The organism is Streptomyces sp. NPDC058964, from assembly GCF_042741275.1.
In the GTDB taxonomy this organism is placed as follows: Bacteria; Actinomycetota; Actinomycetes; order Streptomycetales; family Streptomycetaceae; genus Streptomyces.
Genome location: NZ_JBHYKH010000494.1, coordinates 1 through 6,821 on the forward strand (window position 1 = coordinate 1; position 6,821 = coordinate 6,821).

Below are 6,821 nucleotides of genomic sequence, written 5' to 3' on the forward strand. Positions count from 1 at the left end.
GTCTTCGTCACCGCCACGACGACCGCGCTGGGCATGGTGGAACACCACGAGGCGGGCCTGGCGTCCGGGGTCGTCAACACCTTCCATGAGGTGGGCGGCTCAATCGGCGTGGCGGTCGTCTCCACGCTCGCCGCCTCGGGCATCGAGTCCGGCTCTGTCGACGGCTTCACAAAGGCCTTCACCTTCTGCGCCGTGGCGGCGGCCACCAGCGCCGTGGTGGGGCTGGGACTCGTACCGCGAGGGAAGCCGCAGATGACAGGGGGCCCACACGTGCACTGACCGCCAGCAAGCCCCCATTACCTTCTTGATCGGCCCCGCAATGGGGTTCCCGGCCTCCGGGCCCGGCATGACGGGTCCCCCCGTTGACCATGATCCGGGGGGTGGTCCTACGTTGGGGCCTGGAACGAGACCGCGACGCCGTGAACGCCGCGCTCACACTTCCGTACAGCAACGGCCCCACCGAGGGCGTCAACACCAAGACCGAACGGATCGCGCGCCAGATGCACGGACGAGCAGGCTTCACCCTTCTACGCCACCGCATCCTTCTCGGATAGCGACACCCTCCGTCACCACCGAATGTGAGACAGGGCCGTTAGATTTACACTCCCGGCGACCGCCTGCTCGTCCCGCTCGACCACCGGTGCAGTGGCACCCGCACACTCCATCCGATCCGGTGGAGTACCAGCGACATGCCCTTTAGCCTGCAGGAGACCTTGACCAGGTGCCTCACCGGCATGGTGATCCGGACTACCGAGGTTGTACCGAGGAGGTGACAGCGGGTCGCTGTCGGCTACTGCATAAACACGAGGCATGCGGATGCAGGCGGACTGACCGTTGCGGGGCGGGCGAGGCACGAGCGGGAAACACTAGCCGACCGGTCAACTATTAGATATCCTCTTACTGACGTGAGGGCGACCAGCGCGAGAACCCCGATATCACGAGAAGGCGAACAAATGAGTGAGATCAAACCGCAGTTCCGGAGCATCGACGGGCTGTCCATCCGGTACGCCGAGAGCGAGGGGCCCCGCGACAGCGCCGCCCTGCTGTTGAGCCCGTTCCCGGTCAGCCTGTACGCCTACGACGCGACCTGGTCGCGGCTGGCCGAGCACGCTCACCTCGTCGCGGTGGACCTGCCGGGGTTCGGGCATTCCGAGCTCCGGGAGAACCTGCTGTCTCCCACGGCGATGAGCGAATTCATCGTGCGGATCGCCGACGAGTTCGGATTGGCGAAGCCACATGTCGTGGGCCCGGACATCGGCACCAGCGCGGTGCTCTTCGCCGCGGCCCACCACCCCGACCGATTCCGCCGCGCCGTCGTGGGCAGCGGGGGGGCCGCGGTCCCGCTGCAGCTGGGAAGTCCGCTGAACGACTGGGTGCACGCCGAGGACCTGGCGCCGTACCGGACCCTGGGCCCCAAGGACATCGTGACGATCGCCCTCGACAAGATTCAGGGCTACCAGCTGCCGCAGATCGTGCGCGATGACTATCTCGCGCCCTACGTGGGCCAGCGGATCGTCGACCAGATGGCCTACGTCCGCGCCTTCCCGGCCGAACTGCCGCTCCTGCGCGAGTTGCTGCCCGGCATCGAGACGCCCGTACAGATAATCGCCGGCCGCAGGGACCGCGTGGTGCCCGTGGCGAACGCCGAATACCTGCACGAGCGCCTGCCCAACAGCACCCTCGACATCCTCGACGTCGGCCATTTCGCCTGGGAGGAGGGCGCGGACGACTACGCCAGGATCGTCACCGACTGGTGGCGGGCGAACTGACCTCGCCGCGGGAAACCCAAAAACAGACTTACGGCTTGGTGCGCGATTAGGGGAGGGACGTGTTGGTCTGGCGGGTCCGGCTGTTGATCTTCAGCGCTCGTGCAGCGGTCGGAGACCAGGCCCGCGATGGCGAGCATGGTCTGGTCGAAGTCCTCGCGGCGGCCGATCCAGCGCTGCAGGGGTCTTTACTACGGCCCCGGCCGTCGCCGATCACGGTGGGCTATTTGGTGTTTCTGCTTCTTCCTGCCCGGGACGAACGCGTGCCGTCCCGGCCGCTTCACCCCGGGACGGCGGGCCTGGACCTCGATGCCGTCCAGGCGCAGTTCGACACCTTCGGCCGAGGCACAGGCGAAGACGTCCGTCAGGGTACGCAACCGTAGCCCGGGCTTGCCGGGAAGGGCGAAGCGCCGGGCAGCGAGCGGAGGAAGAATCTCGTGGACGGCCCGGATGATGGTGGAGCGGTCCACCCCGTAGAACACCGCGAGAGCGGCGTGCGGGAGCTCGAAGCGCAGGACGACCGGGGTCGCGATCACCCGGTCGGTGAACACCAGCCCGTGATCCGGCCCTGCCCCGGCAGCACGTCGGTCATGACCGCCTCGCTCACACAGCCGACCCTCCTGCCGCGCCAGCCGGCCCGGGGCAAGCTCCTCGATCAGCTTGCCCAATCGGTGCCGCGGCAGACCAACACAGATCCGATGGGACAACACCCCACGCGCCCCTACCCATGCCATGAACAGTGTTCATGTCCGACCCCACGCACCCACCGCACCCGTCTATCGCGCGCCAAGTCGTTGGTCTCGTCATGTCTGGCGCATCACACTGGCACCTGGCCAGCGGTCAGCCTGTCTCTCGAAGTGTTCTGGCGAGCACGGAGCGGTGCGTGGGTCGGGCCTCCAGACGACGCTCGCGGCCCTCGCCGGTGAGGACGACGAGGATGCCGCGGCGGTCGGCTTCGCTATGGCGCGCTCGAGGAAGCCGTCGCGTTCCATTCGGCTGATCAGCCGGCTCGCGGCGCTCTGGCTCAGGTGCACGACGTCGGTGAGGTCCTGGGCGCGGCACTGGGTGTTCTCAGAGCATGCGAGTGCTTCGAGTCGCTTCGAACTCGCCGACCCCGATGCCGTGCCTGCAACTCACGCTCGAGAGCCTGGTACACGACGGCATGCCGGGCCAGAAGATCGTGCCGCTCCTTGACCAGTTGCTGCTCACCGCCACCATTCATGCGGGCCAACACACCATGCATCTGCATTTAATGTTCGCGCATTAGATGTGCTTGCATTCGAAGTAGGAGCATGTCAACGTATCAACATGAGTCCTAACGCACCATCGCCCTTGTCCACGTCCTCGCCTACATGGAACACACGGCTGTGGGGAGTCCTGCTCACCGTCTCGATCGTCGGGTTCCTCGACGCACTGGACGTGAACATGGTGGGCGTCGCCCTGCCGTCGATCCAGGCCGACCTCGGCCTGTCCACCAGCGCACTGCAGTGGATAGTCAGCGGTTACGTCCTCGGCTACGGCGGCTTCCTGCTACTGGGCGGACGCGCCGCCGACATCCTCGGCCGCCGCCGCGTCTTCCTGACGGCGGTCGCCGTCTTCGCCGTGACCTCGCTGGTCGGCGGCCTGGTCGACGACGGGACCCTCCTGATCGTCGCCCGTGTCCTGAAGGGCCTGTCGGCGGCGTTCACCGCACCCGCAGCGTTCTCCATCATCACGACCACGTTCGCCGAGGGGCCTGCCCGCAACAAGGCGATCGGGATCTACACGCTCTTCGGTTCCAGCGGCTTCTCCGGGGGCCTGGTGCTGTCCGGTGCGCTGACCGAGGTCGGCTGGCGCTGGACATTCCTCCTGCCGGTGCCCATAGCGCTGATCGCCCTGGCAGCGGCGATCCGTGTCCTGCCCAAGGACGGCCCGCGCACCGTCGGCAGCTACGACCTGCCCGGCGCACTCACCCTGGTCGCCGGAATGCTGCTGCTCGTCTACGTCGTGGTCGAAGCGCCGCAGAAGGGCTGGACCACGGCGAGCACGCTGGTGGAGTTCGGGCTCGCCGCCGCACTGCTGGCCGCCTTCGTGATGATCGAGCTGCGCGGCGCGCAGCCGTTGGTCCGTCTGGGCATCCTGCGCTCGAGCTCCCTGGTGCGTGCCAACGTGGGCCTGTCGGTGTTCTTCGGCGCCTATGTCGGCTTCCAGTTCGTGGTGACGCTGTACTTCCAGCAGGTGCTGCAGTGGTCGGCGCTGCAGACCGCGTTCGGCTTCCTTCCCGCCGCCGCCATCGTCACCGTCGCCTCGCCGCGCATCCCGCACCTGATCGCGCGATTCGGCACCGCGCGCAGCATCATCGCCGGCGTCATCGCGCACGTGGCCGCCTATGCGCTCTTCCTGGCCATCGCCCGGGACCACCCCTACGCCGTGGGTGTGCTGCCCAGCATGCTCCTGCTCAGCATCGGCTTCACGCTGGCGTTCGCGCCCTTCCAGATCGAGGGCACCTCGGGAATCCCCGACCACGAGCAAGGCCTGGCCGGCGGCCTGCTGAACACCTCCATGCAGATCGGCGGCGCGATCGGCCTCGCCATCGTCACCGCGGTCCTCACCGCAGGAAACGAAGGCAAGAGCGGGCCCGACGCCCTGCTCGCCGGCTTCACCCCGGCCATGATCACCGTCACCGTGCTCGCGGCCATCGGCCTGCTCGTCGCCCTGTCCGGAACGCTGGGGCGCCGCAGGGCGACTGCGCAGACGGACACGAGCGCCGACCAACCGGAGGCCGACAAGCTTCCGGAGACCACCGCGTGACGGCCGACCGCCGAGTGAACTTCCACTTCCTTCCGCAGACCTGAAAGGCAGGACCACTCACATGAGCAAGATCGTCCGATTTCACGCCACCGGCGGCCCCGAGGTCCTGACCCTGGACGACATCGATGTCCGCGAACCCCGACAGGGCGAGATCCGCATCCGCACCAGGGCTCTCGGGGTGAACCGAGCGGATGCCATGCTCCGCAACAACCACCTCGTGGACCTTCCCTCCGGTATCGGATGGGAGGCCTCCGGTGAGGTCGACGCCATCGGCCCGGACGTCGAAGGTTTCACCGTCGGCGATGCCGTCAGCATGATCCCCTGCTTCACGCCCATCGACTACCCCATCCACGGCGAACTGGCCATCGCGCCCGCCACCGCGGTGGTCAAGCACCCCGGCACACTGTCCTGGGAGCAGGCCGCGGCACTGTGGGGGCAGTACCTGACCGCCTATGGCGCCCTCATCGAGACCGCGGACCTGAAGGCCGGTGACACGGTGCTCATCCCGGCCGCCTCCAGCAGCGTCGGACTGGCCGCGATCCAGATCGCCCGCAGCGTGGGGGCCCGGCCCGTGGCACTGACCCGCAGCAGCGCCAAGCGCCGGCGGCTCCTGGACGAAGGCGCCGAGGCAGTGGTCGTCACGGGCGAGGAAGACGTGGTAACCCGCGTGAACGAGCTCACCGACGGTCACGGCGCGCGCGTCGTCTTCGACCCCGTGGGAGGACCTGCTCTGGCGGGCCTGATCGGCGCCGCCGCGCCCGGCGGGACCGTGATCGTCTACGGAGCGCTGAGCAGCGAGGCCACTACGATGCCGGTGATGGGGTTGATCGGCAAAAGCCTGACCATCCGGGGGTACAAGGTCTTCGAACTCACCACCGACGCCGAACGCCGCAAGGCCGCCGTCGACTGGGTCCTCGACGGACTTGCCCGCAAGACCCTGCGACCGGTCATCGACACCGTCTTCCCACTGGAGGACATCGTCGGAGCCCACCGTCATCTCGAGTCCGGATCCCAGGTCGGCAAGATCGTCGTGACCGTACCTCGCTGACCCGTGAGCAGGCCGGGAACCGGGATCCCGCTCTCGTGCACACTGCTGGCATCGAGGACGGGACCGCCGGGCCGACCCTGTAAGTCGCGTCGCTCGGGGTGGCTGTCGACGGAAGGCCTCGGCCGGCACACCCAGATCGACGCCCTTCTCATCGTCGACGAAGCTGCCGCTGACTCCTGCCGGCCGATTCGGCAAGCCCGCCGACATCGCCAGCACGGTTGCATACCTGGCAAGCCCGGAGCCACGGCTCGTCAACGACGGACCTGGACCATCGACAGCACCTACTCCAACCGACCCGCCTGCCATAGCCATTCACGAAGCACACGGGCTGACTGTTGCCTGACGATATGGCAGTCGGGCATGGTCCGACAGTTGCGTGCTCACACGCGCCGCTGAGCCTGTCGCATCCCATGAGGATCTCCTCACCAACACCGTTGTGTCCGGTCGGTTGGTAGTTCGTCAAGTTCAACGAGCGGATGCCGGGTCCCGCAGCGTGGTCCGGGTCCATCGCCCTACACATCACGTACAAGTTCATCCACCGGAGCCGATTCGCCACCCGGGCAAAGGCCCGACTGAACACCGCGACCTGGATCGCGGACCTCTACAACACCAAGCACAGGCACAGCGCGACCGCCGGGCTGCCGCCCGTGGAGTTCGAACAGATCACCAACAAAGCGCGGGACGCCACCACCAGGAAAACCAGGCGGGAAGGTCCCTGGGCTTCCAGTCGATTGACATGGTGACCGTCCCCCGCTGACCCGACACACCTCATAGGCGCCAAGAACCGCGCGTTCGCTCACAGAACGCAAGTTACTCGTTTCAGGGAGATGTCCACCCATGCGATACACCACCTTCGGCCGCAACAACGGCCTGCGCGTGTCCGAGTACGGCCTCGGCACCGCCAATTTCGGCACCGGCTGGCGCGCCGGTGGCGGCTGGGGCCCCGGTGCCGAGCCCGTCGAGGCCCGCAAGATCTTCGACCGGTCCGCCGCCACCGACTTCGTCGGCGCCAGCAACGCCCCACGCTCCCGGCAGTACCGCCGCACCATCCCACCAGAAGCCATAACACGCAGCATCACGCCCGCAAAACCCCACGACCAGGGATCTCAGACAGGCACTTACCTTGTTCTTTTTCTTCCGGCTTCGAACGCGGTCTCGTACGGGGTCGCTCACCTGGGGATTCGTCTGACGTGGAGGCGGCCTTCGTCTGATCATGT

General features: G+C 67.2%; 5 protein-coding genes and 3 pseudogenes. 6 read left to right on the forward strand and 2 right to left on the reverse strand.

Annotation, left to right across the window (positions count from 1 at the left end; genetic code table 11):
- The 3 genes and pseudogenes from ACFW2E_RS38120 to ACFW2E_RS38130 form a co-directional block, all read left to right on the forward strand.
- Window positions 1-279 (forward strand): annotated as a pseudogene (locus ACFW2E_RS38120) (MFS transporter); the annotation flags it as partial.
- Between the two features lie 116 nt (window positions 280-395).
- Window positions 396-554: pseudogene (locus ACFW2E_RS38125) on the forward strand (ISL3 family transposase); the annotation flags it as partial.
- A 399-nt stretch (window positions 555-953) separates the two neighbouring features.
- Window positions 954-1,769, forward strand: a complete 816-nt coding sequence (locus ACFW2E_RS38130; protein WP_384474009.1) for an alpha/beta fold hydrolase — start codon at window positions 954-956, stop codon at window positions 1,767-1,769.
- 188 nt (window positions 1,770-1,957) lie between these two features.
- On the opposite strand, the gene ACFW2E_RS38135 is transcribed toward ACFW2E_RS38130, so the two are convergent.
- Window positions 1,958-2,317, reverse strand: coding sequence for a hypothetical protein (locus tag ACFW2E_RS38135; RefSeq protein WP_384474012.1), 360 nt, complete (start codon window positions 2,315-2,317; stop codon window positions 1,958-1,960).
- A gap of 252 nt (window positions 2,318-2,569) precedes the next feature.
- On the reverse strand, window positions 2,570-2,800 hold the full coding sequence (locus ACFW2E_RS38140; RefSeq protein ID WP_384474015.1) for a MarR family transcriptional regulator: 231 nt from the start codon (window positions 2,798-2,800) through the stop codon (window positions 2,570-2,572).
- Between the two features lie 274 nt (window positions 2,801-3,074).
- Between ACFW2E_RS38140 and ACFW2E_RS38145 the strand changes: the two genes are divergently transcribed.
- The 3 genes and pseudogenes from ACFW2E_RS38145 to ACFW2E_RS38155 form a co-directional block, all read left to right on the forward strand.
- Window positions 3,075-4,556 carry an MFS transporter gene (locus ACFW2E_RS38145; protein WP_384474018.1) on the forward strand — a complete coding sequence of 494 codons (1,482 nt, stop codon included), beginning with the start codon at window positions 3,075-3,077 and terminating at the stop codon, window positions 4,554-4,556.
- 61 nt (window positions 4,557-4,617) lie between these two features.
- Complete coding sequence (locus ACFW2E_RS38150; RefSeq protein WP_384474021.1) at window positions 4,618-5,604, forward strand: zinc-dependent alcohol dehydrogenase family protein; 987 nt, start codon at window positions 4,618-4,620, stop codon at window positions 5,602-5,604.
- Between the two features lie 837 nt (window positions 5,605-6,441).
- A pseudogene (locus tag ACFW2E_RS38155) lies at window positions 6,442-6,821 on the forward strand (hypothetical protein); the annotation flags it as partial.